General features: G+C 34.6%; 2 protein-coding genes. One reads left to right on the forward strand and one right to left on the reverse strand.

The genetic code is table 11. The annotated features are described in order from the left end of the window. The first annotated feature begins 163 nt into the window (after positions 1 to 163). Positions 164 to 1,408: an NAD(P)/FAD-dependent oxidoreductase gene (locus tag U0839_RS08735; protein ID WP_413550508.1), complete on the forward strand. Its 1,245-nt coding sequence runs from the start codon at positions 164 to 166 to the stop codon at positions 1,406 to 1,408. On the opposite strand, the gene U0839_RS08740 is transcribed toward U0839_RS08735, so the two are convergent. Next, positions 1,409 to 1,719, reverse strand: a 311-nt coding sequence (locus U0839_RS08740) for an NINE protein (protein WP_413550509.1), incomplete at its 5' end; no start/stop codon positions are given.

Genomic DNA, 1,719 nt, shown 5'->3' on the forward strand with positions numbered 1-1,719 from the left:
AAATTGTAACGTCATAATTAAAGAACAAATAATAAGTTGTTGTTTTAAGAAAAGTAATAATTCAAATAAAAATTCAGTTTATCAATTAAACAATTGTACGGTTTTTTTTAAATCATAAACTTTATAAGTATTCAATTAAGATCACGTAAAGGGGCAAGTAAAAATGCAGAAAAAACGTATTGTTGTATTAGGAGGTGGAATTTCAGGAATGGAATTCGTGACCCGATTATCCTCTTTATTGAAATCTGAACAATATGAATTAATGTTAATTGATAAAAGCGAATATCATATTTGGAAACCGATGCTGCATACATTTGCTGCAGGAAGTGCGAAACCCAATGAACAGGGGATCAACTTTCTTACACAGGCCAAACGTGATGGTTATATCTTTAATCCGGGAAATGTTTCAAAAATTGACTTGAAACAGAGAAAAATCACTTTAGACGCATTATATGACAAAACCAATAAAGAAATACTTCCGGAACGGAATATTGAATTTGATTACTTGGTTATTTCGATGGGCAGTAAAACCAATGATTTTAACACTAAAGGTGTAAAAGAATATGCCTATCCAATTGATGATCTGGATCATGCCCTTGATTTTTACAATGATTTAAGGAATTTTATAATACAAGCTGCAATTTTGAAGGAAAAGCATCATGTTGTCATTGTTGGGGCCGGTGCGACTGGAGTTGAGTTAAGCGGTGAAATTATCTATCAGCTTAAACAGTCTTCACAGTATGTTGGGTATGATTTTACCGATTATTTGCATTTGACAGTTGTGCAATCGGGGGATCAGATCTTACCCACTTTTGAGAAAGAAATTGGTAATGCTGTCAAAGTGACCATGAATAAAATTGGCATAAATACTTTGTTATCAGCGCGCGTAAAAGAAGTAACCAAGGATCACGTATATCTTGAAAATGGTGCTGTAATTCCTGCAGATCAGGTTGCTTGGACAACCGGAATAAAAGGTGATAATTTATTGCAGGAAATTGATGGTGTCGAATATTCCAAACGATCCCAGATTGTTGTGACCCCACGATTACAAGTCATTGGGTTTCCCTATGTATTTGCAATGGGAGATTGCTCTTCTGTTCAGGATAACTCTTTACCACCAACCTCGCAAGTGGCTACGCAACAGGCCTACTATTTAAGTCGTAATTTTTTAAAACTGATTCAAGATCCTGCTTCGGTCAACCCTTTTGATTATAAAGATTATGGTTCACTTATCAGCGTTGGACGTTATCAATCTTTTGGTGTTTTTGGTCATCATATTGCAATAAGAGGGTGGGTTGCAAAAATTGCACATTTATATTTGTATCGCTCACATCAAATCAGAATATTGGGTTTGAGACGTGCAATCAGCGCAATTTTGGCAGATAAATTCAGAAAGCTGTCAATATAGTTAGGCTCGATAAAAGGTTTTGGGTTTGCTTGTTTGTATTAAGAGCATAAATAAATCATATATCCACCACAGCCAGACAATTCCGCAAAAAACATAACCTATCAGGACTATTTTTGTAACTAATCCTAAAACCATAAGGAAAGCCATCAGGATACCGGTAAAAAATTTGTTGATATAGATACGATGCACCCCGAAGAAACCCAAAAAAAACCAAAGGATCATAGCGATTACAAATGATCGGTTTCTAACATTTAAATTGGTTACCAGACTTATTAATCTTTTACATTCCTTTAAAGTTAAATTGTTATTGA

It is taken from the genome of Commensalibacter sp. A3DC, from assembly GCF_047307945.1.
Taxonomy (GTDB): domain Bacteria; phylum Pseudomonadota; class Alphaproteobacteria; order Acetobacterales; family Acetobacteraceae; genus Commensalibacter; species Commensalibacter melissae.

Bases quoted from the DNA above. Each gene is read 5' to 3' on its own strand.
- U0839_RS08735 (WP_413550508.1), top strand. From the start codon at position 164: ATGCAGAAAAAACGTATTGTTGTATTAGGAGGTGGAATTTCAGGAATG.